At 68.5% G+C, this 24,135-nt stretch carries 22 protein-coding genes; 11 read left to right on the forward strand and 11 right to left on the reverse strand.

From position 1 onward, the window contains the following. Window positions 1-55: 55 nt before the first annotated feature. On the reverse strand, window positions 56-2,458 hold the full coding sequence (gene bamA, locus C4F17_RS24580) for an outer membrane protein assembly factor BamA (RefSeq protein ID WP_106937005.1): 2,403 nt from the start codon (window positions 2,456-2,458) through the stop codon (window positions 56-58). A gap of 75 nt (window positions 2,459-2,533) precedes the next feature. Continuing rightward, complete coding sequence (locus C4F17_RS24585; protein WP_106937006.1) at window positions 2,534-3,142, reverse strand: nuclease-related domain-containing protein; 609 nt, start codon at window positions 3,140-3,142, stop codon at window positions 2,534-2,536. Window positions 3,143-3,344: 202 nt separating this feature from the next. Here C4F17_RS24585 and C4F17_RS24590 point away from each other — a divergent pair, with 202 nt between their 5' ends. The 8 genes from C4F17_RS24590 to C4F17_RS24625 all read left to right on the forward strand — a co-directional run bounded on the left by C4F17_RS24590 (window position 3,345) and on the right by C4F17_RS24625 (window position 10,454). Further along, window positions 3,345-4,505, forward strand: coding sequence for a porin (locus C4F17_RS24590; protein WP_106937007.1), 1,161 nt, complete (start codon window positions 3,345-3,347; stop codon window positions 4,503-4,505). Between the two features lie 85 nt (window positions 4,506-4,590). Then, the gene (locus tag C4F17_RS24595; RefSeq protein ID WP_106937008.1) at window positions 4,591-4,809 is read left to right on the forward strand and encodes a hypothetical protein; all 219 of its coding nucleotides are present in this window, start codon (window positions 4,591-4,593) and stop codon (window positions 4,807-4,809) included. Further along, window positions 4,806-5,417: an ATP-binding protein gene (locus C4F17_RS24600; RefSeq protein WP_199851890.1), complete on the forward strand. Its 612-nt coding sequence runs from the start codon at window positions 4,806-4,808 to the stop codon at window positions 5,415-5,417. The genes C4F17_RS24595 and C4F17_RS24600 overlap by 4 nt, the downstream gene beginning before the upstream one ends. Before the next feature lie 214 nt (window positions 5,418-5,631). Continuing rightward, the gene (locus tag C4F17_RS24605) at window positions 5,632-6,315 is read left to right on the forward strand and encodes a response regulator transcription factor (RefSeq protein WP_081267899.1); all 684 of its coding nucleotides are present in this window, start codon (window positions 5,632-5,634) and stop codon (window positions 6,313-6,315) included. After that, window positions 6,312-7,682 carry a sensor histidine kinase gene (locus tag C4F17_RS24610; protein ID WP_106937009.1) on the forward strand — a complete coding sequence of 457 codons (1,371 nt, stop codon included), beginning with the start codon at window positions 6,312-6,314 and terminating at the stop codon, window positions 7,680-7,682. The genes C4F17_RS24605 and C4F17_RS24610 overlap by 4 nt, the downstream gene beginning before the upstream one ends. Window positions 7,683-7,817: 135 nt before the next feature. Beyond that, window positions 7,818-8,306, forward strand: coding sequence for a tripartite tricarboxylate transporter TctB family protein (locus tag C4F17_RS24615; protein ID WP_106937696.1), 489 nt, complete (start codon window positions 7,818-7,820; stop codon window positions 8,304-8,306). Between the two features lie 27 nt (window positions 8,307-8,333). Beyond that, the gene (locus C4F17_RS24620) at window positions 8,334-9,845 is read left to right on the forward strand and encodes a tripartite tricarboxylate transporter permease (protein WP_081267901.1); all 1,512 of its coding nucleotides are present in this window, start codon (window positions 8,334-8,336) and stop codon (window positions 9,843-9,845) included. Between the two features lie 81 nt (window positions 9,846-9,926). After that, complete coding sequence (locus C4F17_RS24625; RefSeq protein WP_081267902.1) at window positions 9,927-10,454, forward strand: hypothetical protein; 528 nt, start codon at window positions 9,927-9,929, stop codon at window positions 10,452-10,454. Between the two features lie 19 nt (window positions 10,455-10,473). On the opposite strand, the gene C4F17_RS24630 is transcribed toward C4F17_RS24625, so the two are convergent. Both C4F17_RS24630 and C4F17_RS24635 read right to left on the reverse strand, forming a co-directional pair. Further along, window positions 10,474-11,994 (reverse strand): hybrid sensor histidine kinase/response regulator, encoded by a 1,521-nt coding sequence (locus C4F17_RS24630; RefSeq protein WP_106937697.1) that lies wholly within the window; start codon window positions 11,992-11,994, stop codon window positions 10,474-10,476. Between the two features lie 56 nt (window positions 11,995-12,050). Continuing rightward, complete coding sequence (locus C4F17_RS24635) at window positions 12,051-13,532, reverse strand: ATPase domain-containing protein (protein ID WP_081267903.1); 1,482 nt, start codon at window positions 13,530-13,532, stop codon at window positions 12,051-12,053. A 231-nt stretch (window positions 13,533-13,763) separates the two neighbouring features. Between C4F17_RS24635 and C4F17_RS24640 the strand changes: the two genes are divergently transcribed. Then, on the forward strand, window positions 13,764-13,943 hold the full coding sequence (locus tag C4F17_RS24640) for a DUF3606 domain-containing protein (RefSeq protein ID WP_081267904.1): 180 nt from the start codon (window positions 13,764-13,766) through the stop codon (window positions 13,941-13,943). 15 nt (window positions 13,944-13,958) lie between these two features. Here the strand turns inward: C4F17_RS24640 and ureG are convergent, their stop codons facing one another. The 7 genes from ureG to C4F17_RS24675 all read right to left on the reverse strand — a co-directional run bounded on the left by ureG (window position 13,959) and on the right by C4F17_RS24675 (window position 19,304). Next, window positions 13,959-14,609, reverse strand: coding sequence for an urease accessory protein UreG (gene ureG / locus C4F17_RS24645; RefSeq protein WP_106937010.1), 651 nt, complete (start codon window positions 14,607-14,609; stop codon window positions 13,959-13,961). Between the two features lie 15 nt (window positions 14,610-14,624). Continuing rightward, window positions 14,625-15,296 (reverse strand): urease accessory protein UreF, encoded by a 672-nt coding sequence (locus C4F17_RS24650; protein WP_106937011.1) that lies wholly within the window; start codon window positions 15,294-15,296, stop codon window positions 14,625-14,627. A gap of 326 nt (window positions 15,297-15,622) precedes the next feature. Then, the gene (gene ureE, locus C4F17_RS24655) at window positions 15,623-16,249 is read right to left on the reverse strand and encodes an urease accessory protein UreE (protein ID WP_106937012.1); all 627 of its coding nucleotides are present in this window, start codon (window positions 16,247-16,249) and stop codon (window positions 15,623-15,625) included. A 90-nt stretch (window positions 16,250-16,339) separates the two neighbouring features. Continuing rightward, a complete protein-coding gene (ureC, locus tag C4F17_RS24660; protein WP_081267910.1) occupies window positions 16,340-18,058 on the reverse strand; it encodes an urease subunit alpha in 1,719 nt (572 codons plus the stop codon). Then, complete coding sequence (locus C4F17_RS24665; RefSeq protein ID WP_106937013.1) at window positions 18,058-18,363, reverse strand: urease subunit beta; 306 nt, start codon at window positions 18,361-18,363, stop codon at window positions 18,058-18,060. Before C4F17_RS24665 ends, ureC begins: the two co-directional genes overlap by 1 nt. A 13-nt stretch (window positions 18,364-18,376) precedes the next feature. After that, window positions 18,377-18,976, reverse strand: a complete 600-nt coding sequence (locus tag C4F17_RS24670; RefSeq protein ID WP_106937014.1) for a HupE/UreJ family protein — start codon at window positions 18,974-18,976, stop codon at window positions 18,377-18,379. 25 nt (window positions 18,977-19,001) lie between these two features. Continuing rightward, window positions 19,002-19,304 carry an urease subunit gamma gene (locus C4F17_RS24675; RefSeq protein ID WP_056512745.1) on the reverse strand — a complete coding sequence of 101 codons (303 nt, stop codon included), beginning with the start codon at window positions 19,302-19,304 and terminating at the stop codon, window positions 19,002-19,004. A gap of 104 nt (window positions 19,305-19,408) precedes the next feature. Between C4F17_RS24675 and C4F17_RS24680 the strand changes: the two genes are divergently transcribed. Next, a complete protein-coding gene (locus tag C4F17_RS24680) occupies window positions 19,409-23,026 on the forward strand; it encodes a hybrid sensor histidine kinase/response regulator (RefSeq protein ID WP_081267969.1) in 3,618 nt (1,205 codons plus the stop codon). Beyond that, entirely contained in the window at window positions 23,023-24,060 is a 1,038-nt protein-coding gene (locus C4F17_RS24685; RefSeq protein WP_409196158.1) for a response regulator transcription factor, read from the forward strand. Before C4F17_RS24680 ends, C4F17_RS24685 begins: the two co-directional genes overlap by 4 nt. Window positions 24,061-24,135 lie beyond the last annotated feature (75 nt).

Here is a 24,135-nt window from a genome sequence, read left to right on the forward strand (position 1 = left end):
ACGTCGAGCGCTTCCTCCACCAGCAGGATGCGACCCAGGGCTTCGGCCCCCGGCTTCAGAAAGACGTTCCGATCTGGAACTGGAAGCGCTGCGTGCGGTCGGCCGCGATGTTGTTGGCCGTGTCTTCCTTCTGGTAGAGCAGCGGCACCGCATACGCCAGCCGCAGCGGCCCCAGCGGCGAGATCCAGCTGATGCCGATGCCGGCCGACGCGCGCAGGCGGTTCTGCGCCTTCCACTGCGCGTCGGTCATGCTGGCGGTGCGGTCGGCGAACACGTTGCCCGCGTCGAAGAAGCTGTAAAGGCGCAGCGTCTTGTCGTTGCCCGCGCCCGGGAAGGGCGTGCTGAACTCCATGTTGAAGATCGCCTTGCGCGTGCCGCCCAGTGCGCCGTCGGTCACCGAGTCTTTCGGGCCGAGCGAGTTCTGCTCGAAGCCGCGGATCGAGCCCAGGCCGCCGGCATAGAAATTCTTGAAGATCGGGTAGGTGCTGTCGCCCAGCGCGCGCGCATAGCCGAGCTGCCCGTTGACGGCCAGCGTGTACTGCTTCGACAGCGGGAAGTACTGCTGGTACTGGTAGTTGGTCTTCAGGTAGCGCAGCTCGCTGCCCACGCCCACTTCGAGGTTGGCGCTTTGCAGCTTGCCGCGCGTGGGCACCAGCGCGCTGTCGCGGTCGTCGCGCGACCAGCCCAGCGTGGCCGGAATGCCCACCACGCTCGACTTCGCGCAGGTCACGCTCGGCGCGGTGCCGGTGCACTTGAAGTAGTCGAGGTAGGCCTGCGGCGTGGCGGTGTACACGTAGGAGCCGTCGACCAGCGCATAGGTGCCGTTGGTGCCGGGCGTGAACGAATAGCGCTCCACGCCGATGCCCAGGTACACCGTGTCCTGCTCGCCCACCGGCAAGCCGAAGCGCACCGAGCCGCCGTCGCTGGCGAGCTTGTAGTTGCCGTCGGCCTCGTAGTAGGGCCGCGTGGTGGTGTGGAACACGTTCAGCGTGCGCGAGATGCCGTCCTTGGTGAAGTACGGGTCGGTGGCCGTGAGCGAGATGGTGCGGTTGTACGAACTGGTGTTCACGTTCAGCCCCAGGTAGTTGCCGCTGCCGAACACGTTCTCCTGCGTGATGCCGAAGCTCAGCGACACCTTGTCTGTCGACGAGTAGCCAGCGCCCAGCTGCAGCGAGCCGGTGGGCTTCTCCGTCACGTTCACGACCAGGTCGACCTGGTCGGGCGAGCCGGGCACGTCGACGGTGTCGATGTTCACGTCGGTGAAGAAGCCCAGGCGGTCGATGCGGTCGCGCGAGGCGCGGATCTTGTTGCCGTCGTACCAGGCGCCTTCGTATTGGCGGAACTCGCGGCGGATCACCTCGTCGCGCGTCCTGGCATTGCCGCCGATGTTGATGCGCCGCACGTAGGCGCGACGCGAGGCTTCCGCCTTCAGCACGATGGTGACGCGGTTGTTCGCCCGGTCGATCTCCGGCTCCGCCTTCACGCGCGCGAAGGCATGGCCGAAGGTGCCGAAGTAGTCGGTGAAGGCCTTGGTGGTGGCGGCCACGTCGTCGCCGTTGTAGGGCTGGCCGGGACGGATGGTGACCAGCGTCCTGAACTCGTCGTCGCGGCCCATGTAGTCGCCCGAGAGCTTCACGCCGGCCACCGCGAACTTCTCGCCCTCGGTGATGTTGATGGTCAGCGCGATGGTCTTGCGGTCCGGCGATATGGCCACCTGCGTCGAGTCGATGCGGAACTCCAGGTAGCCGCGCGTGAGGTAGTAGGAGCGCAGCGTTTCCATGTCGCCGTTGAACTTGGTGCGCGAGTACTGGTTCGACTTCGTGTACCACTCGAGCCAGCCGCCGGTGTCCTGGTCGAACAGGTCGAGCAGCGTGCTTTCGCTGAAAGCCTTGTTGCCCACCACGTGCACTTCCTTGATGCGCGCGGGCTCGCCTTCGGTCACGGTGAAGGTCAGGTTCACGCGGTTGTTCTCCAGCGGCGTGACGGTGGTGATCACCTGCGCGTTGTAGAGGCTGCGGCTGATGTACTGCCGCTTGAGTTCCTGCTCGGCGCGATCGGCCAGTGCCTTGTCGAAGGCCTGCCCCTCGGCCAGGCCGATCTCGCGCAGCGCCTTCTGCAGCGCGGCCTTGTCGAACTCCTTGGCGCCGACGAAGTCGACGTCGGCGACGGTGGGGCGCTCCTCGACGATCACCACCAGCACGTTGCCGTTCACGTCGATGCGCACGTCCTTGAACAGGCCGAGCTTGAACAGCTCGCGTATGGCATTGGCGCCGCGCTCGTCGCTGTAGGTGTCGCCGGTGCGCAGTCCCATGGTGGCGAACACGGTGCCGGGTTCAACGCGCTGCAGGCCTTCGAGGCGGATGTCCCTGACGGTGAACGGATCGGTGGCCCATGCGGGGAGGGCCGCCAGCGAGGCAAGCAGAACGGCGGCCGTTGCGAGTGACTTCGGTAAGTGCATCGCCGCATGGTCTGCGTCAATGTCGTAGAAATTTGGGACTCCCCGCGTCCACCGGGGTTGTGCCGTTTCCCGGCGCTACTGCAGTCTCTCGCGGCAGTTCTGCTCGTGGTCTTCCAGCGAAAGCGATCCCTGTATTTCCAGCAGGCGCTCCACCGTGCGGTCGATGCCCTGCGCGTCCAGCAGGCGGTAGGTGCGCGCGGTGCGCCCGTTGTTGCGCACCAGGCGCGCGATGTAGGGCAGGTCCTGCTGCGTGATGACCGCGGCGGGCATCACGCCTTCCAGCTCGATGCCCTCGCAGGGCAGCAGCACGAAGTACTGCAGGCGCAGGTCGTCGGGCAGCAGGCTGCGCAGCTGCGTGGTCTTGCGCCCGCCCTGCCATGCGGGGTCTTTCACTTCGCGCGCGTTCTTGCAGCCGTTCACCTGCAGGAACCAGCGCGGCGGCGACTGGTCCGACTTCTTGCGATAGACGAAGGCATTGCGCCAGGCCTTGATCTCGAACAGGTAGACGCCGGTCTCGCACACCACCACGGCGTCGATGCGCGCGGTGCGCACCGCGTGGCCCTCGGGCATGGGTATGACGAGGTTGCGAAGAATGCGCAGGTGCGAGAAGGCGGGACTGAATGCGTTGGCGAGCTGCTGCACGCCCAGCGACGATGCGATGGTGCTTTGCAAGGCAATGGTCATGGTTGGGGCTCCTTCGGCCCCGGAGCATTGCGCGGCTTTTGGGAGACTTTTCGTACGAGGTGTTTCGGTCGGTCGCCGCATTCGGTGTGCACGCAAACAACAGTTCGCGCAAAGACGAGGCATTCACAAGATTCCTCCGAATTTGAACGAGACCATGCGTGCCTGCCGCTCGATGTAGAGCGGTTGAAACCGGAGAACCTGAATGAAGAAATCCCTCACGGCATTCGCTGCCCTGGCCGTCTGCGGCCTGGCCTCTGCCCAATCGTCCGTCACGCTGTTCGGTGTCGTCGACGCCGGCGTGACCTACCAGTCGAACACCGCGCGCGACACCGTCACGGGCCTGTCGAACAAGCAAAGCAAGTGGAGCCTGGGCAACTCCGGCTACAACTCCAGCCGCATCGGCTTTCGCGGCACCGAAGACCTCGGCGGCGGCCTGGCCGCGAGCTTCTGGCTCGAAGCGCCCATCACCAACGACGATGGCGCCACCGGCGTGTCCACCTTCAACCGCCGCTCCACCGTGAGCCTGTCGGGTGGCTTCGGCGAGCTGCGCCTGGGCCGCGACTACACGCCCACCTTCTGGAACGACACCGTCTTCGATCCGTTCGGCACCAACGGCTCGGGCACCAACGTGATCAGCACCGTCAGCGGCAACACCACCATCAACAACGCCAACTACGTGCGCGCCAGCAACTCGGTGGGCTACTTCCTGCCGCCGAACCTGGGCGGCTTCTACGGCCAGCTGCAGTACAGCTTCGCCGAGAACACCAGCACCAGCGCCACCAGCACCACGGCCGCGACCAGCAGCAGCGCAGGGCGCTACGTGGGCGGGCGCTTCGGCTATGCCAACGGCCCGCTGGACATCGCGCTGGGCGTGGGCCGCAGCACCGCCGTGGACACCGCCGCGCTGGAGCGCAGCGTGCAGACCATCAACCTGGGCGCTTCGTACGACTTCGGCCCGGTCAAACTGTTCGGCGAGCTGTCGAACGTGAAGAACAAGTTCGACTACTCGGCCGCGGCCGACACGCACGACAGCTACAACGGCTACCTGATCGGCGCGACCGTTCCGGTGGGCGCCGGCCTGATCCGCGTGGCGTACTCGCAGGTTCGCTACAACGAAGGCGCCGCGGGCGTCACGGGCGAAGACCCGCTGGCCCGCAAGCTCGCGGTCGGCTACGTGCACAACCTGTCCAAGCGCACGGCGCTGTATGCGACGGTGGCACGCGTGAACAACCGCAACGACGTGAACTACACCGGCAGCCTGGTGTCGGCCAGCACCACGGGCTACGGCAGCACCGGCGTGGGCTTCTCGGGCCTGCCGCGTTCGTCGACAGGCTACGACTTCGGCATCCGCCACGCGTTCTGACGCGCGGCGCGCACTGTGCGGGGAAAGAGGGCGCATGCCCTCTTTCTTCGTTGCCCGTTCGTCCATCCACAGCAACGAGTTTTCAATGAACCGACTCCGACTCCTCGTGGGCGCCCTGGCGGGCGCAAGCCTCGCGGGCTGCATCGTGCTGCCCCCGCCGCCCATGCCCTACCACCGGCCGCCGCCGCAGTTCGGTCCCCGCATGCCGCCGCCGGGCTGGCAGGCCTGCGAAGCGCCGCGCAGCGGCCCCGGCAACGAATGCGCACGCGGTGCCGAGGCACCGCCCGAGGGAGCCCGCCGATGACCGGCGGACTGCAGACCGGCCATCTCGGCACCATCATCGCCGGCGTGATTCTGCTGGGCCTGGGCGGCGTGCTCTGCATGATGGGCTCGCTGTTCGTCGCCAACCTGCGGCAGGGCGCGAGGGCGCGCGAGCGCGCGGCGCAGTCCATGCAGGACATGCGGCAGCGGCTGGGCGCCAGCCGCGTGCAAGACCTGCGGCCGCTGCTCGACGCGGCCTCGGGCCACACGGCCCGCGAGACCATCCGCGTGGACATCCAGCTGCCGCAGGAGGCAGTGCCCGTGCTCGCGATCGGCTCGGAGCTCGGCGAGCTGTTCGCCAAGGTCACGGCCTACGCAGCCAGCGTGATGCGTGCCGACGCGACGCTGCAGGTGTGCGCGCATGCGGACGGAAAGCATGCCGTGATCCACTGGCGCGACCTCGATGCCGCCGATGCGAGGCCGCCCCTTGCGCGGTTCTTCGACCGCACCCATGCGGCGATCGTCAGGGCCAGCGCCGATGCCTGCGAACGCATTGCCAGCCACCACGGCGGGCGCATCTATTCGGCACCGCACGCAAGCGGCGTCCTGGGGCTCACGCTGCGCCTGCCGCTCCTGCAGCCGCGGGCATAGCGACCCAACATGGACAAATGGTAATGAAGCGGCGGCGCGTTCTCTGGTTGAATCGCGGCTAGGATCGTTCCGGCGGCGCCCGGATGGACGGTGGGCCGGCCGACTCCATCGCCATGAGCACCAGAACGCAGTCACTCCCCGCTCTCCTTCCTTCGCCGGCCCACTCCGCTGCCTCGCACGATGGCGCGGCGCCCAAGTGCTAGGCGCCACCGCCATGTGGCGCTGCCTCATCGTCGAGGACGACGCCGACAACGCCCGCTACATCGCCGAGGGCTTCCGCTCGCTCGGCCACGTGGCCGTCATCAGCCGCGACGGCACCGACGCGCTCGCGCGCGCGACCGGTGAGTCGTGGGACCTGGTGATCCTCGACCGCATGCTGCCCAACGAGGTCGACGGGTTGTCGATTCTTTCGACGATGCGCGCACTCGGCAAGAAGACGCCGGTGCTGGTGCTCAGCGCACTGAGCGCGCTCGACGAGCGCGTGCGCGGCCTCAAGGCCGGCGGCGACGACTACCTTGCCAAGCCCTTCGCCTTCTCGGAGCTCTCGGCGCGGGCCGAAGCGCTGGTGCGGCGTTCGCGCACCGGGCCCGAGATCCGCATGCTGCAGGTTGCCGACCTGACGCTCGACCTTGCTCGCCGCCACGTGGAGCGCGCGGGCCGGCCCATCGCGCTGCAGCCGCGCGAGTTCAGGCTGCTGGCCTACCTGATGATGCATCCGGGCCAGGTGGTCACGCGCACCATGCTGCTCGAGGCCGTGTGGGACTACCAGTTCGATCCGCAGACCAACGTGATCGACGTGCAGGTGAGCCGCCTGCGCGGCAAGCTCGATGCGGGCGGCGCGCCGACGCTGATCCACACCGTGCGCGGCGTGGGCTACACGCTGGCACCGCCGCAATGATCCGCACGCTGCGCCAGCTGTGGCGCTCGGTCGGCTTCAGGCTGGCCTTCTATTACGGGCTGCTGGTCGCAATCACCATGCTCGCGGCGCTGGCCATCGTCTACATGCAGACGGTGGGCGTGCTGCAGCAGCGCATGGTGCGCCAGGTGTCGGCCAGCATGCAGCAGCTGATGGTGCGCTACGACGCGCGCGGCGCCGACGGCGTGGCCGGCGAGATCGGCTACGCGCTGGCCGACGGACGCAACTCCGACAACGAGATCTACCTGCTCACCGACCGCGAGGGCCGCAAGCTCGCGGGCAACCTCGACCAGATTCCCTCGCTGGCGCCGGACGCCGGCGACGGCGTGCACCGGCGCGTGGTGCGCTCGGGCCAGGGCGCCATCGGCTACATCCTGATGAAGCACCTGCCCGACGGCGGCCTGCTGGTGGTGGGGCACGACCTGCGCGACCAGGAGTCGATCGAGTCGCTGGTCGCGAGCGCGAGCGCGGCGGCGGGCATCGTGGCGGTGCTGCTGCTGATCGGAGGCACCTTCGTCTTCCGCCAGGAGCTGGAGCGCAGCGTGGGCGCGGTGCGGCGCACCGCGGCGCGCATAGCGGCCGGCGAGCTGCAGGAGCGGGTCGAGCCGTCGGGCGAGGAAGACGAGTTCGCGCTGCTGGAGCACGACATCAACGCGATGCTCGACCGCATCCAGTCGCTGATGGACGGCGTGCGGCATGTGTCCGACACCATCGCGCACAACCTGCGCACGCCGCTCACGCGCGTGCTGGTGCGGCTGCGCGCGGCGGAGCAGGGGCTGGGCGCCGGCGACCCGCAGCGCGAGGCCGTGGCCACCGCCATCCGCGAACTCGAGGAACTGGCCGTGGTGTTCGAGAAGCTGCTGCAGATCGCCGAGGTGGAGGCGGGCGCGCGGCGGCAGCAGTTCGCGCAGGTGGCGCTGCACGTCATAGCCGACGACGTGGCCGAACTGTACGAGGCGGTGGCCGAGATGCGCAACATCACGCTGCTGCGCGATCCGGCCGACATGGCCTTCGCGCTGGGCGACCGCGACCTGCTCGCCGGCGCGGCCGCCAACCTGCTGGACAACGCGCTGAAGTACGCGGGCGACGGCGCCACGGTGCGCATCGGCACGCACACGGTGGACGGCAGGGCGCAGCTGTTCGTGCAGGACAACGGGCCGGGCGTTCCGCCCGCCGAGTTCGAGCGCATCGGCGTGCGCTTTCATCGCCTGGACCGCAGCACGCCCGGGCACGGCCTGGGGCTGGCGAGCGTGCAGGCGGTGGTCGCGTTGCACGGCGGGCGGCTGCAGCTGGGCGACGCCGCGCCGGGCCTGCGCGTGTGCATCGACCTGCCGGTGGCCGGCGACTGACGCGCACGCAGGCTCGGCCGGGCTCCGCACATTGCCGAACGGCAATGTTCTGTTCATACACACCGGGCTCCTGAATTCCTAGGATCGGCTGCGCACGTCTTGTGCCGATCAATGCAGTTCCAGGAGACATCAACGGTGAGAATCAAGAGTCAGAGAGACTTCTGCTCGGGCGTACTTTTCAGCGCCTTCGGCGTGGCCTTCGCATGGGGCGCCACGACCTACAACGTCGGCAGCGGCGCCCGCATGGGCCCGGGCTACTTTCCCCTGATCGTGGGCATCCTCATCGCCTTAATGGGCGTGCTGATCACGCTCAAGGCGCTCAGCGTGGAAACCGAAGACGGCGAGCCCGTCGGCCGCATCGCATGGAAGCCGCTGGCCTTCATCATCGGCGCGAACCTGATGTTCGGCGTGCTGCTGGGCGGCCTGCCGAGCATCGGCCTGCCCTCGATGGGGCTCATCGTGGCGATCTACGCACTGACCTTCATCGCCAGCCTGGCGGGCGACAACTTCGGCTGGAAGGGCGTGACCGTGCTTGCGACGATCCTCGCGCTGGGTAGCTACCTGGCCTTCGTGGTGGCGCTCAAGCTGCAGTTCCAGGTGTGGCCGACCTTCATCGCAGGCTGATTCACATAGAAGAACAAGACAAGACAAATGGACCTGATTACCAATCTCTCGATCGGCTTCGGCGTTGCCTTCACGGCGCAGAACCTCGTCTATGCCTTCGTGGGCTGCCTGCTGGGCACGCTGATCGGCGTGCTGCCGGGCATCGGCCCCGTGGCAACCATCGCGATGCTGCTGCCCGCCACCTATGCGTTGCCGCCGGTGTCGGCGCTGATCATGCTGGCCGGCATCTACTACGGCGCGCAATACGGCGGCTCCACCACCGCCATCCTGGTGAACCTGCCGGGCGAGTCTTCTTCGGTGGTGACCGTGATCGACGGCTACCAGATGGCGCGAAAGGGCAGGGCCGGGCCTGCGCTCGCGGCCGCGGGGCTGGGCTCGTTCTTCGCGGGCTGCGTGGGCACGCTGATCCTGGCTGCGTTCGCACCGCCTCTGACCGAGCTGGCCTTCAAGTTCGGGCCCGCCGAATATTTCTCGCTGATGATCCTGGGCCTGATCGGCGCCGTGGTGCTGGCCTCCGGCTCGCTGCTCAAGGCCATCACGATGATCCTGCTGGGCCTGGCGCTGGGCCTGGTCGGCACCGACGTGAACTCCGGCGTGGCGCGCTACAGCTTCGACATTCCGGAGCTCACCGACGGCATCGGCTTCATCGCCATCGCCATGGGTGTGTTCGGCTACGGTGAAATCATTGCCAACCTGGCCGTGCCCGAGCATGAGCGCGAAGTGTTCACCGCCAAGGTGAAGGGCCTGTGGCCCACCAAGCAGGACTTCAAGGACATGACGCCCGCCGTGCTGCGCGGCACGGCGCTGGGCTCCGCACTGGGCATCCTGCCGGGCGGCGGCGCGCTGCTGTCGGCCTTCGCGGCCTACACCATCGAGAAGAAGATCAAGCTCAAGCAGGGCGAGACCGCCTTCGGCAAGGGCAACATCCGCGGCGTGGCCGGCCCCGAGTCGGCCAACAACGCCGGCGCGCAGACCTCCTTCATCCCGCTGCTGACGCTGGGCATTCCGCCCAACGCGGTGATGGCGCTGATGGTGGGTGCCATGACCATCCACAACATCCAGCCCGGCCCGCAGGTGATGACCAGCAACCCCGAGCTGTTCTGGGGCCTGATCGCCTCGATGTGGATCGGCAACCTGATGCTGATCGTGCTGAACCTGCCGATGATCGGCATCTGGATCAAGCTGCTGACCATTCCCTACAAGTGGCTCTTCCCGTCGATCGTGCTGTTCTGCGCGGTGGGCGTGTACTCGGAGAACAACAACACCTTCGATGTGTGGATGGTGGCGATCTTCGGCATCGTGGGCTACCTTTTCCTCAAGCTCAAGTGCGAGCCCGCGCCGCTGCTGCTGGGCTTCATCCTGGGGCCGATGATGGAAGAGAACCTGCGCCGCGCGCTGCTGCTGTCGCGCGGCGACTGGAGCGTGTTCGTGATGCGGCCGCTGTCGGCAGGCCTGCTGGCCGCCGCCGCGCTGCTGCTGGTGGTGGTGCTGCTGCCTTCGGTGAAGGCCAAGCGCGAAGAAGCCTTCGTGGAGGACTGAGGCACCGGGGCAGCGAGGCAGCGCCCGGTGCGGAACTCCGCGTCATACTCGCGGTCCCACGGTGCCGCTGCCTTTCCCCCGATGCCAAACGTGCGATCCACAGCCTCCCTGACCCTTCTGCGGGCGCTCGCCGCGAGCGCCCTTTTCGTCGCCGCCGGCGCCCTGCATGCGCAGGCCCTGCCGCCGGGCGTGCGGCTCGGCATGACGCCCGACGAACTCCAGGCCGCGCTGCCCGCCGCCGAGCGCGTGCAGCGGCCCCAGCGCCTGGGCGGCGGGCTGCTCGGCAGCTGGCGCGGGGAACCCGTGCAGATGGCCGGCCTGCTGTTCGAACCCACCTTCTTCTTTGCCGCTTCCGAGCTGCGCCGCGTCGAGTACGTGGCGGCGGCGCAAGGCACCCCCGACAGCGGCGCGGCTGCCTTCGCCGCGCTGGTGCAATGGGGCCGCGGCGCATTCGGCAACGAGCTGGCCTCGCGCGACCCGGGCAGCGCCTATGCCGCATGGGTGAGCAACGACACCGACGTCTACGTGCAGCAGGTCAGCGACCCGCGCCGTGCGAGCGTGCGCCTGGTCTACAAGGCGCGGCAGCTGCGCGACGGCAGCGAACTCTGAACGGGCGCCCCGGCCTGCGTCAGGCCGGGCCGCGCTGCTCGAGCTTCTGCAGCGCCACTGCGAGCTCTTCCACATCGACCGGCTTCAACAGGTGGTGGTCGAAGCCGGCCTGGGCAATGCGCAGCCGGTCGTCGGGCTGGCCCCAGCCCGTCAGCGCGATCAGCCCGATGCCATGCAGCCGCGGATGCGCCCGCAGGCGGCGCGCCAGCTCGCAGCCATCCATGCCGGGCATGCCGATGTCCAGGATGCCGACCGACGGATGGAAGTGCTCGGCCTTCGCCAGCGCATCCAGGCCGCTGAACGCCACGGCGGCCTGCGCACCGAGCAGGCCCAGCAGCGCAGCGAGCGACTCGGCCGCATCGCGGTTGTCGTCCACCACCAGGATGCGGTGCTGCACGGCCATCGTGGCCTGCGAGGCGTCGGCTTTCGCGCCGGTCTGCACGCCGTGGCCGAGCAGCGGCAGGGACACCGTGAACTCGCTGCCCCGGTTCGCGCCCTCGCTGCTTGCGGTGACCGTGCCGCCGTGCAGCTCCACCATGCTCTTCACCAGCGTGAGGCCGATGCCCAGGCCGCCCTGCGCGGCGCGCGCGGTGCCGCTCACCTGCACGAACATGTCGAAGATCGCGCCCAGCATGCCGGCTGGAATGCCTGCACCGGTGTCCTTCACGCGCACCACCGCATGGCCCCGGCCATCGTTCTCGACGAACACGTCGATGCGTCCGCCCTCGGGCGTGTACTTGGCGGCGTTGTTCAGCAGGTTCGCGAACACCTGCGTGAGGCGCACGCTGTCGCCCTTCACGGCCAGCGAGCCGTCGGCGACGTGCACTTCGAGCGCATGGCGGCCGGCGTCCATCAGCGGGCGGCTGAGTTCCACCGCGCCGCGTATCACCTGTTCCAGCACGAGCTCGTCGAGCTGCAGCTCGATCTTGCCGCGCGTGATGCGCGACACTTCCATCAGGTCGCTCACCAGCCGCACCATGTGGTCCAGCTGGCGGCCCATGAGGTCGTAGTAGGGCCGGGCGGCTTCCGACGTGAGCGGCTTGCGCTTGAGGATGGCCAGCGCGGTGCTCAGCGGCGCCATGGGGTTGCGCAGCTCGTGCGCCAGGGTGGCCAGGAATTCGGTCTTGCGCCGGTCGGCCTCGTTGAGGTCTTCCAGGATGCGGCGCAGCTCGTACTGCCGCCGTCGTGCACGCAGCGCGCTGCGCAATGCGCTCACCAGCGAGGCCACGCGGATCGGGCGCTCCAGCACGGTGACGTTGGCCATGCCTTCCATGGCGTTGGTGATGGCGCGCGAGTCGGCGCCTTGCCGCGCGAGTATCAGCACCGGCAGGTCGGACCACGGTGGCTGCACCGCCACGGCCGCGGCGAGTTCGGTGGCGCCGCTGCCCGCGAGCATTTCCTCGGAGATCAGCAGCGCGCCGGCGCCGCGCTCCGTCTCGCGCAGCAGCTCCGGGAGATTGGCGCACACGTGTGTTTCTATGCCCGCCTGCTGCAGCACGGCGGTGGCCATCACGGCGTCCTTCGCGGTGGCCGTTCTCATCAGGACGCGCAGCTGCGGATCTCGCGGCAGCGGCGGCTGGATAGTGTGGCCGTCCGTCACGTCGGGGGCGTGGCAACGCCGTCGATCGGCACGGGCACGCCGGTGAGGATGCCTCGGAAATGGCGCAGCGGCTCGCCCACGATCAGGCCTCGCCCGTCCATCGAGAACGCGCGGATGGAGCGCTCATGCGTGCCGCCGCGCTTCTTGAGCACCGAGATGGCCTGGCGCACTTCGCCCTCGGCCTCGTAGTAGCGCAGCAGCACCACGGCGTCGGCCAGGTAGCTCGCGTCCACGGGGGTCTGCATCTGCATGCCGATGAGCCCGTGCTGCGCGCCGACCAGCAGCGTGGCCACGCCGGATTGCCCGAGATAGGTGAGCAGCTCGTGCAGCTGCACGATAAGGAAGCGTTCGTCCGGCATCGCGTTGAGGTAGCCGTTCAGGCTGTCGATGACGACCACCTTCGCGCCGTGCAGCGTCACGGCCTGGCGGATCTCGTGCACCAGCTCGCCGGGGGAAAGTTCCGCCGGGTCGACCTGCTTGATGCGGATGCGGCCCGATTGGATATGCGGCTCCAGCTTCATGCCCAGGCCGGCGCTGCGCGTGCGCAGGGTGGTGACGCTCTCGTCGAAGACGAAGAGCGCCGCAGCCTCGCCGCGCTCGGCCGCGGCGATGGCGAACTGCACCGCCACCGACGACTTGCCCGTGCCCGGCGCGCCGACGAGCAGGGTGCTGGTGCCCTTCTCGAGCCCGCCGCCCAGCAGCGCGTCCAGGGCCTCGATGCCGCTGGGCAGCTTGGTCAACGTGGTGTCGCTGACGTGCTCGGCCGCAACCAGCCGCGGAAACACCTGAAGGCCGCCGCGATGGATCTTGTAGTCGTGGTAGCCGCCGCGAAACGACTGGCCCCGGTATTTCACGACCAGCAGGCGGCGGCGCGCGGAACCGTAGTCGGAGTTCGACTGCTCCAGCCGCACCACCGCGTGCGCAATGCTCTGCACCTGCAGGTCGTGCTCGGTGGCGGTCATGTCGTCCAGCAGCAGCACCGTGCACTGGCGCCCCGCGAAGAACTGCTTGAGCGCCAGGATCTGCCGGCGGTAGCGCAGCGAGGTGCCCGAGAGCAGCCGCAGCTCGGAGAGCGAATCGAACACGATGCGCGAGGGCTTGATGGCCTCCACGTCGCTCAGGATGCGCAGCGTGGTTTCGCTCAGTTCCACCTCGGAGGGATGGAACATGGTGTATTGCTCTTCGGGCTGCAGGCTGTCCTGTGTGGGCAGCATCTCGCGCACGTGGACGTTGTCGATGTCCCAGCCGTGGGAGACAGCCACGCCGCGCAACTCGTGCTCGGTCTCGGACAGCGTCACGTACAGCACCGACTCGCCGCGCGCCGCGCCTTCGAGCAGGAACTGCATCGCGATGGTCGTCTTGCCGGCGCCGGGCGTGCCTTCGAGCAGGTAGAGCCGGTTGGGCTCCAGGCCGCCGCCGAGCACGTCGTTCAGTCCGGGTACGCCCAGGCTCAGCAGTCGCTGATGGTCAGGCTCCATGGTGGCTTCTCCATTCCATGAGTGAATGAGTTCAATGCCGCATTCAAGCATCGAAGCCCTGGCGGCTCGTGCAGGACGGCGCCGCGTGGCGGGCCGCGGGAGCGACTATGGGAAATGTCCTGCACGGGGCAGCGGATTCGTCCGGCTGGCCGCATGGGGCGGCTGGAGAAACTGCCATTCCGGCCGCGGCCGCCCTTCTTTCCTTCTTAATTTGTTCTTCAGGAGAAGACGATGCGCGAAGACACAGAGATCCGCATTCCCCAGGACGATGAACGGATCGACGTCACAGACCTCAAGGAGGTCGACTATTGGACCCAGTGGTTCGGCGTGAGCGAGGAGCGCCTGCGCACCGCCGTGGCATCGGCGGGCACCGTCAAGGACGACCTGCGGGTCTACCTCGGCCTGCCTTGATGCTCGCGGGCCGCCTCAGCCCGCGGCGAGCATGCCGCGCTCTTCGATGAAGGCCACCACTTCGGCCACGCCGGTGAGCGTCTTGAGGTTGGTCATCACGTAGGGGCGCTGGCGGCGCATGCGTTGCGTGTCCTGCTCCATCACGTCGAGATTGGCTCCCACGTACGGTGCGAGGTCGGTCTTGTTGATGACGAACAGGTCGCTCTTGGTGATGCCGGGGCCGCCCTTGCGCGGAATCTTCTCGCCGGCGGCCACGTCGATCACGTAGATGGTGAGGTCCGACAGCTCGGGGCTGAAGGTGGCCGCGAGGTTGTCGCCGCCCGATTCGACGAACACCACGTCGGCATTCGGGAAGTCCTCGAGCATGCGGTCGATGGCCTCGAGGTTGATCGAGGCGTCTTCGCGGATGGCGGTGTGCGGGCAGCCGCCGGTTTCCACGCCCATGATGCGCTCGGCCGGCAGCGCGCCGGCCACTGTCAGCAGCCGCTGGTCTTCCTTGGTGTAGATGTCGTTGGTGATGGCGACGAGGTCGTACTTGTCGCGCATCGCCTTGCAGAGCATTTCGAGCAGCGTGGTCTTGCCTGAGCCGACCGGCCCGCCGATGCCCACGCGCAGCGGCGGCAGTTTCTTGGTGCGGTGGGGAATGTGGTGCAGTGCGGAGGTCATGGGGAGGTGTCCGGTTCAGCTTCGGAAGAGGCGGGAATATTGTGTTTCATGGCGGGCCGACAGCACCGCCAGCAGGGGCGTGAAGGCTTGGCGTTCATCGTCGCCCAGGGCGATGGCGCGGGTCACTGCATCGGGGATTTCGTTGGCCAGCCGTCCGAGGATGCGCTGGCCCGCGCTCTGGCCCAGCGGCACGGCCTTGACGGCGGCGGCGACCATGTTCTCGGCCCAGCCGAAGGCGAAGGCGAGGCAGCAGTCGTGCACCGCGGCGTCGGTGCGGCTGGCCGCGAAGGCGAAGGCGATGGGGTAGCTGGCGGGCAGGTCGGCGAAGACTTCCGCCGTGTCGGTGTGGTGCAGCTTGAGCCACTCGACGAAGGAGCGGCCCATCTGCTCGGTCTGCAGGAAGAATTCGGCGGATTCACGGGTGGCCAGCACCCATTGGTTGAGCTGGCGCACGCGTTGTGTGTCTTTGTTGCGCCAGGCTTCCACGGCCTGTGCGAAGACGGCGAGGTCGCCGCGCGCGAAGCTCAGGTGCAACTGGTCGGCGAGCCATTCGGCGGCGCGCTGCTCGGAGTCGATGCCGGCCCATTCGACGGCCGCTTCCACGCCTTCGGAGTAGGAGAAGCCGCCTACCGGCAGGGCGGGGGAGGCGAGCCAGATCAGCTGCAGGAGGCTGTTGGGGGCCGTCATTTCAGTGGCTTGCGGCTGTTCGGGGCGCTGCTGTTCGGGGCGTGTGCACAGGCCGCCGGGTACTCCCCTCCGCGAATGTCCCCCGGCCTGCGGCCTCCTCCTTTATTTCGCTGCGGGGAGCACCCGGCGGCCTGTGCACGGGGCACGCCGCTGGTATTCGGCCGATCGACGACTGCTCTGTCCGACGCTCGCGCCGATGGGGTGCCTTGCGCAGCGAAATAAAGGAGGAGCCCGAAGGGCGGGGGACATTCGCGGAGCAAGGTACCCCGCCGGCGGGAGCGCGCCCCGAACATCCAGCGCGGCGAATCGAAAAGCAGGCCCGCATGTCAGTGCGAGTGGCCGTGATGCCCGTGGTCACGATCGTGCGAGTGCTCGTCGAGCAGTTCGGGCGCGAGCACCAGCGGCTTCGGGCCTTTGCTGCTGCCATGAGCGTGGCCGTGATCATGGTCATGGTCATGGTCATGGTCATGGCTGTGGCCGCCACCATGCGAATGCTCGTGCGATCCATAGGCCCCGCCTTCGGGCTCGAACGCCTCCTCCACCGCCACGACGATCAGGTGCATCGACCGCAACATGTCGGCCAGCACATGGTCGGGCTCGATCTTCAGGTGATCGGGCTTGAGCTCGATCGGCACATGCCGGTTGCCCAGGTGATAGGCCGCGCGCGTCAGGTCGAAGGGCGTGCCGTGGGCAGTGCAGTGCGTGATGCGCAGCACCGGCTGCGGCGCCGCGATCACGCGAACCAGGGAGCCGTCTTCGGCCACCAGCACATCGCCGCCCCGCACCGCCGTGCCGCGCGGCAGGAACACGCCGATCTGGCGGCCCTGCGAATCGGTGGCGTCGAAGCGGCTCTTCTGGCGGACGTCCCAGTCGAGCTCGATGGTGGCGGCGCGCTTGAGCAGCACGGGCGCGAGGCCGCGGCCCTGGGGCATGAGTTTGTTGGCGGTGAGCATGGTGCAAATGGAGCGCCCCGGAGGGCGCCCGCTGGCTGGATGAGTACCTTCGAGGATACGCAGCCTGTCAAGCAGGCGCATCCCCCGGCTTCAAAACAGGAAATACCGCTGCGCCATAGGCAGCAGCTTCGCCGGCTCGCAGGTCAGCAGATGCCCGTCGGCGCGCACCGCATAGGTCTGCGCGTCGATCTCCATCTTCGGCGTGTAGCCGTTGTGGATCAGGTCCTGCTTGCGCACGTTGCGGATGTTCTTCACCGCGCTCAGGTGCTTGCTCAGGCCGTAGCGCTCCTTGATGCCCGAGGCCAGCCCGGCCTGCGAGACGAAAGTGAGCGAGCTCCTGGCGAGCGAGCCGCCGTAGGCGCCGAACATCGGGCGGAAGTGCACCGGCTGCGGCGTGGGAATGGATGCGTTCGGGTCGCCCATGGCCGCCATCGCGATGGTGCCGCCCTTCAGGATGGTGAAGGGCTTCACGCCGAAGAAGGCCGGCTTCCAGACCACGATGTCGGCCCACTTGCCGACTTCGAGCGAACCCACCTCGTGCGCGATGCCGTGCGCGATGGCGGGGTTGATCGTGTACTTGGCGACGTAGCGCTTCGCGCGGAAGTTGTCGTTGCGCTCGCTGTCTTCCGGCAGGCTGCCACGCTGCAGCTTCATCTTGTGCGCGGTCTGCCAGGTGCGGATGATGACCTCGCCGACGCGGCCCATGGCCTGGCTGTCGGAGCTGAACATGCTGATGGCGCCGAGGTCGTGCAGCACGTCCTCGGCGGCGATGGTCTCCTTGCGGATGCGCGACTCGGCAAAGGCCAGGTCCTCGGCGATGCCGGCGTCCAGGTGGTGGCACACCATGAGCATGTCGACGTGTTCGTCGAGCGTGTTCACGGTGTAGGGCATCGTGGGGTTGGTGGAAGAGGGCAGGAAGTTGGCCTCGCCCACCACGCGCAGGATGTCGGGCGCATGGCCGCCGCCCGCGCCTTCGGTGTGGAATGCGCAGATGGCGCGCCCGCCCACGGCGGCGATGGTGTTCTCGACGAAGCCCGATTCGTTGAGCGTGTCGCTGTGGATGGCCACCTGCGTGTCGGTGGCGTCGGCCACGTCCAGGCAGTTGCTGATGGCAGCGGGCGTGGTGCCCCAGTCTTCATGCAGCTTCAGGCCGATGACGCCTGCCTCGATCTGCTCATGCAGCGCGCCCGGCAGGCTGGCGTTGCCCTTGCCGAGGAAGCCCAGGTTCATCGGGAAGGCGTCTGCCGCCTGCAGCATGCGCTCGATGTGCCAGGGCCCGGGCGTGGAGGTGGTCGCGAAGGTGCCGGTGGCGGGGCCGGTGCCGCCGCCGAGCATGGTGGTCACGCCGGAAGACAGCGCTTCTTCGATCTGCTGCGGGCAGATAAAGTGGATGTGGCTGTCGATGCCGCCGGCGGTGACGATGTTGCCTTCGCAGCTGATGATCTCGGTGCCCGGGCCGATGACGATGTCCACGCCCGGCTGCACGTCGGGGTTGCCGGCCTTGCCGATGGCGGCGATGCGGCCGTCCTTCAGGCCGATGTCGGCCTTGACGATGCCCCAGTGGTCGAGGATGAGCGCGTTGGTGAGCACCGTGTCGACGGCGCCCTGCGCCCTGGTGCGCTGCGACTGCGCCATGCCGTCGCGAATGGTCTTGCCGCCGCCGAACTTCACTTCCTCGCCGTAGCCGCCCGCGCGCAGCGTGTAGTCGGCCTCGACTTCGATCAGCAGGTCGGTGTCTGCAAGACGGACGCGGTCGCCCACGGTGGGGCCGAAGATTTCGGCGTAGGCACGCCTTCCAATGGTCGCCATCAGAGTTTCCCTTGAACCAGGCCGCGAAAGCCGTAGACGATGCGATCGCCCGAAAAATCGACCAGTTCGACCGTGCGCTGCTGCCCCGGCTCGAAGCGCACCGCGGCGCCCGAGGCGATGTTCAGCCGCATGCCGCGCGCGGCGTCGCGGTCGAAGCCGAGCGCGCCGTTGGTCTCGGCGAAGTGATAGTGCGAGCCGACCTGGATCGGCCGGTCGGCGGTGTTCTGCACCACCAGCGTGAGGGTGCGTCGGCCGGGGTTGAGCGTGTGCTCGCCGTCGTCGGTGAGGAGTTCGCCGGGGGTCATGGCCAGCCTTGCCTCAGATGGCTTGCGCCAGCAGCGTCGCGCCCAGGCCGAGCACCGCGGCGCCTGCCACGCGCGGCAGCCATGCGTTGGCATGGCGCAGCGCCCAGCCCGCCGCGATGCCCGCCACGTGCAGCAGCACCGTGGCGCTGACCATGCCGGCCAGCGTGAGGGCGGCGCCTTCTTCGCTCGCGAGCTCGTAACCGTGGGCCACGCCGTGGAAGACGGCGAACACGCCGACCACGCCCATGGCCACCACCGCCGGCAGGCGCACGCGCGTGGCCACCAGCAGGCCCAGCACCAGCAGCGAGGCCGCGATCATCGGCTCGACCGCCGGCAGCTGCACGCCGGCCAGGCCCATCAGCGCGCCCACCAGCAGCATGCCCGCGAAGGCCAGCGGCGCCCAGAGCAGGTCGGGCCAGGCGCGACGCGCGGCCAGGGCGCTCCAGAAGCCGACCGCGACCATCGCGGCCAGGTGGTCGGCGCCGGTCAGCGGGTGCAGGAAACCGGTGGCGAAGCCGTGATGCATGCCGCCGTCGACGCCGGTGTGGGCGCTGGCCGCAAGCGGCAGCAGCAAGGCGGCGAGGGCAAGGGTTCTGGAAATGTTGTAGCGCATGGAAAGTCCTTTTGTTCTTCGAGTTTCAGACGATGGGCTGGTGGACGGTCACGAGCTTGGTGCCGTCGGGGAAGGTGGCTTCGATCTGGATGTCCGGGATCATCTCGGCGATGCCGTCCATCACGTCGGCGCGGGTCAGCACGCTGCGCCCGTCGCTCATGAGTTCGGCGACGCTCTTGCCGTCGCGCGCGCCTTCCATCACGGCGGCGGAGATCAGGGCGATGGCTTCGGGGTAGTTCAGCTTCAGGCCGCGCGCCTTGCGGCGTTCGGCGAGCAGCGCCGCGGTGAAGATCAGCAGCTTGTCTTTTTCGCGCGGGGTCAGTTCCATGGGATTGGCATCGGGTGGCGGGGAGAGGCGGCCATTATGGGCAAGCTGGCTTCTTTGCAACAGTCGTGCCCTGTTCGCCAAAAGCCGTACGGATGGCACGGAAGATGCACCGAAACGGTGTGAACCCTGATGCCGTACCCACCACTCCCGACGACGCCCCCCAGCGCATCGTCAAGGTGCGGCGCGACTACAACAGCTGGGTCGCCAGCGAAACGCTGGAAGACTACGCCCTGCGCTACACCCCGCAGCGCTTTCGCAAGTGGTCCGAATGGCGGGTGGCCAACACGGCCTTCGGGGCGGCGTCGTTCCTGATCCTGGAGGCGGTGGGCGCCACGCTGCTGGTGCAGTACGGCTTTGCCAACGCCTTCTGGGCGATCCTGGCGACGGGGCTCATCATCTTCCTGGCCGGCCTGCCGATCAGCGTGTACGCGGCGCGCTACGGCGTCGACATGGACCTGCTCACGCGAGGCGCCGGCTTCGGCTACATCGGCTCCACGCTCACTTCGCTGATCTACGCGAGCTTCACCTTCATCTTCTTCGCGCTCGAGGCGGCGGTGATGGCCTATGCGCTGGAGCTGGCGCTGGGCATTCCGCCGGTATGGGGCTACCTGGTGTGCGCGCTGGTGGTGATTCCGCTGGTCACGCACGGGGTGTCGGCCATCAGCCGGCTGCAGCTGTGGACGCAACCGCTGTGGCTGCTGATGCTGGTGGTGCCTTTCGGCTATGTGCTGATGCGCGATCCTGGTGCTTTTGCGGGCATCGTGCACTACAACGGTGTCAGGCCGGGCACGCAGGGCTTCAATCTGCACCTTTTTGGCGCCGCACTCACCGTCGGCATCGCGCTGATCACGCAGATGGGCGAGCAGGCCGACTACCTTCGCTTCATGCCTGCGCGCACCGCGGCCACGGCGCGCCGCTGGTGGGCCGGGGTGCTGGCCGGCGGTCCTGGCTGGGTGGTGTTGGGCGTGCTCAAGATGCTGGGCGGGGCGCTGCTGGCCTACCTGGCGATCACGCACATGGTGCCGGCCGATCGCGCGGTCGACCCGAACCAGATGTACCTCGCGGCCTACGAGTACGTGTTTCCGAACTACGGCTGGGCGGTGGCGGCCACGGCGCTGTTCGTGGTGATCTCCCAGCTCAAGATCAACGTGACCAACGCCTATGCGGGCTCGCTGGCCTGGAGCAACTTCTTCTCGCGCGTGGCGCACAGCCACCCGGGGCGTGTGGTGTGGGTGGTGTTCAACGCGCTGATCGCCTTCATGCTGATGGAGATGAACGTGTTCGAGGCGCTGGGCGACGTGCTTGGCCTGTTCGCCAACATCGCCATCGCCTGGATGATGGCCGTGGTGGCCGACCTCGTCATCAACAAGCCGCTGGGGCTGTCGCCGCCGGGCATCGAGTTCAAGCGGGCGCACCTGTGGGACATCAACCCGGTGGGCGTGGGCGCGATGGCGCTGGCCTCCGTGCTGTCGATCACCGCGCACCTGGGCGTGTTCGGGCCGCTGGCGCAGGCGTTCTCGGCGCTGATCGCGCTCGGCACGGCGCTGGTGGCCTCGCCGCTGCTGGCGTGGGCCACGGGCGGCAAGTACTACCTGGCGCGCGGCTCGTGGGCGAACGGCGCCGTGGCCTTCGCGCCCGCGCCGGGCCCGCGCGCGGTGCGCTGGGCGAAGGTGGCGCACGACGACAGCTATCGCCGCCTGAAGGTGCAGCACTGCGTGATCTGCGAGCGCGAGTACGAAGGGCCCGACATGGCGCACTGCCCGGCCTACCAGGGCGCGATCTGCTCGCTGTGCTGCACGCTCGACGCCCGCTGCGGCGACCTGTGCAAGCCGCATGCGAGCCTGTCGGCGCAGTGGTCGGCGGTGCTGCGCTGGCTGCTGCCGCGGCGCAGCTGGCGCTACCTGGACACCGGGCTCGGGCATTTCCTGCTGCTGATGCTCATCATCGTGCCGCTGCTGGCGGTGGTGTTCGGCGTGCTCTACCAGCAGGAGCTGCGCGCGTTCGGCGAAGGCGCGCTGGAGCTGGCCTCGCAGGCCGACGTGGCCGCGGCGCTGGCGGGCGTGCAGAAGCTGTCGCTGCGCTCGGGCTTCCTGAAGGCCTACATGGCGCTGCTGGTCATCGCGGGCATCGTGGCGTGGTGGCTGGTGCTCGCGCACCAGAGCCGAAAGGTGGCGCAGGAAGAGTCGAACCGCCAGACGCACCTGCTGGTGCGCGAGATCGAGCTGCACCGCGAGACCGACCGCGCGCTGCAGGCGGCCAAGCAGGCGGCCGACGAGGCGCGCGAAGTGGCCGAGCACGCCAAGCTCGCGGCCGAACTCGCCAAGCAGGCCGCCGACCAGGCCAACCAGGCCAAGAGCCGCTACATCAGCGCCATCAGCCACGAGCTGCGCACGCCGCTCAACAGCATCCTGGGCTATGCGCAGCTGATGGGCGAGGACCAGTCGGTGCCGCCGCACCGGCAGCAGGCGGTGGCGGTCATCAAGCGCGGCGGGGAGCATCTGCTGTCGCTGATCGAAGGCACGCTGGCCATCGCGCACATCGAGGCCGGCAAGCTCACGCTGCATGCGCGGCCGATGCGCTTTGCCGACACGCTGCGCGAGCTGGCCGACATGTTCGAGCTGCAGGCGGCGGAGAAGGGACTGCAGTTCCGCTTCGAGGCCGCGGGCCCCTTGCCGGAGGTGGTGCGCGCCGACGAAAAGCGCGTGCTGCAGATCCTCATCAACCTGCTGGGCAACGCGATCAAGTTCACGGCGGCGGGGCAGGTCACGCTGCGGCTGGCCTATGCGCGCGAATTCGCCTCGGTCGAGATCGAGGACACGGGCCCCGGCATGCCGCCCGAGGACATCGAGCGCATCTTCGAGCCCTTTGCGCGCGGCAATGCCGCGGGCGCGTCGGCCGCGCCGGGCGCGGGGCTGGGGCTCACCATCGCGAAGATGCTGACCGACTTGATGGGCGGCGAGATGAAGGTGCGAAGCACGCCGGGCGAGGGCTCGCTGTTCTGCGTGCGCCTGTTCCTGCCGCGCGTGCATGACACGGCGGCCGGCACCGGGCGGCCGGTGCCGGTGCAGCGCGCGCGGCGCGGCTACCAGGGACCGCGCCGCCGCCTGCTGGTGGTCGACAACGAGGAGGCCGACCGCGACCTGCTGGGCCATGTGCTCGCGCCGCTGGGCTTCGAGCTGCGCAGCGCGGCCAGCGGGCACGACGCGCTGGACCTGATCGCCGCCGGCTACCGGCCCGACGCGATGTTCGTCGACCTCGCGATGCCCGGCATCGACGGCTGGGAGACCATCCGCCGCGCGCGCAAGCTGGGGCTGACCGGGGCGTCGGTGGCCATCGTTTCCGCCAACGCCTTCGACAAGGGGCTCGACAACGACGTCGGCATCGCGCCCGAGGATTTCTTCGTCAAGCCGGTGCGGCATACCGAACTGCTCGACTGGCTGGAGCGCAGGCTGGGGCTGCAATGGACCGACACCGCCGCCGCCACGCCGGCCGCCGCGGTGCCGCCGCGCGCCTTGCAGGCGCCGTCGCTGCCTCGCCTGCGAGCGCTGGAGGAAGCGGTGAGCCTCGGCTACTTCCGCGGCATCATGAACCAGCTCGACGACATCGACGCCGCGCAGCCCGAATGCATGGCGTGGACCGAAGCCCAGCGCGTGCTGGCCCGGCAGTTCCAGTTCGAGGCCATGAGCCGCGCGCTGGCAGAGGCGGCAGTGAGCGCGCCATGACCACGACCAACCCTTCGAACCCGACCATGGAAACATCGCCGCTTGCCCGCACGCTGCGCGAGCAGCAGGGCGCCAACAGCGACCTCGTGCTGATCGTGGACGACGTGCCCGACAACCTCGCGGTGCTGCACGACGCGCTCGACGAATCGGGCTACACGGTGCTGATCGCCACCAACGGGGAGCAGGCCCTGCAGCGCGCCGCGCAGGCCCGGCCCGACATCGTGCTGCTCGACGCGATGATGCCGGGCATCGACGGCTTCGAGGTGGCGCGCCGGCTCAAGGCCGATGCCGCCACGGCGCACATTCCCATCGTGTTCATGACCGGCCTGACCGAGACCGAGCACCTGGTGGCCGCGCTGGAGGCGGGCGGTGTCGACTACGTCACCAAGCCCATCAAGCCGAAGGAGGTGCTGGCGCGCATGAACGTGCACCTGCAGGGCGCGCGACGCGCCCGTCAGGACGCGCAGCAGGCCGGGCAGGCGCGCAATGCGCTCGACGCCTTCGGCTACGCCAGCATCACGGTGAGGCTGCCCGAGGGCCGGTTGATCTGGCAGACGGCGCTGGCGCGCGACCTGCTGGAGCGCTACTGCGAGACCCGCGCGCCGGAGACGCCGCCCGCCGTGCTCGAGTGGCTGCGCAGGCATGCGCCCGATGCGCGGCAGCGCGGCATCGAGCCGCCGCCGCTGTCCATTGCGCAGGGCGCCGGCAGCCTCACGCTGCGGCTGCACCAGCAGACCGGCAGCGACGACGACGGCGACGAGTGGATGATCATCATGCGGGAGGTGTCCGGCACCGGCGTGATCGAGGCCATGAGCCTGAGCCTGAAGCTCACGGCGCGCGAGGCCGAGGTGCTCTACTGGGTGGTCAAGGGCAAGACCAACAAGGACATCGGCGAAATCCTGGGCAGCAGCCCGGCCACCGCCAAGAAGCACCTGGAGCGGGTTTACGTGAAGCTCGGCGTCGAGACGCGCACGGCCGCCGCGGGCGTGGCCATCAAGCGCATCCGGGAGCTGCAGCCGCAGTTCGAGATCTGAGCGCTTCAGCGGGGCCGGTTGCGCCGCGTCATGGCGTCGACTTTCGGCGTCCCTAGAATGGTTCGAGGGCTCCGG

It is taken from the genome of Variovorax sp. PMC12, assembly GCF_003019815.1.
Classification (GTDB): Bacteria; Pseudomonadota; Gammaproteobacteria; order Burkholderiales; family Burkholderiaceae_C; genus Variovorax.